This window comes from Staphylococcus sp. EG-SA-17, from assembly GCF_017151845.1.
Lineage (GTDB): Bacteria > Bacillota > Bacilli > Staphylococcales > Staphylococcaceae > Staphylococcus > Staphylococcus aureus.
The window spans coordinates 1-248 of sequence record NZ_JACVZO010000162.1; the positions used below are offsets into that span (position 1 = coordinate 1).

2 pseudogenes are annotated in these 248 nt (G+C 36.3%); one reads left to right on the plus strand and one right to left on the minus strand.

The features are described 5' to 3' along the window. Nucleotides 1–133, minus strand: a pseudogene (locus IDG65_RS15185) (hypothetical protein); the annotation flags it as partial. Here IDG65_RS15185 and IDG65_RS14560 point away from each other — a divergent pair. Then, a pseudogene (locus tag IDG65_RS14560) lies at nt 118–248 on the plus strand (IucA/IucC family protein); the annotation flags it as partial. The pseudogenes IDG65_RS15185 and IDG65_RS14560 sit on opposite strands and share 16 nt — an antisense overlap.

Sequence of the window (248 nt, forward strand, 5' to 3'; positions counted from 1 at the left end):
CTTTAACCCATTTCCATTGTCGCTGCTCATCGATACCATATTGCTTTTCAATAAATAAGATGATTTCGGCGATATTAATAAAGAAAAATGCATCATGTAAAAAGTCGCGTACTAAACGTTCGTCATCCATTTCATCCGACTCCTAAGAGTGCAAGTGGGTTTTCAGAAGCAGATTTAGAGAAATATGCACCCGAATGTCATACATCATTCCAATTGCATTATTTAGCTGTGCATAAAAATGTTCTGCT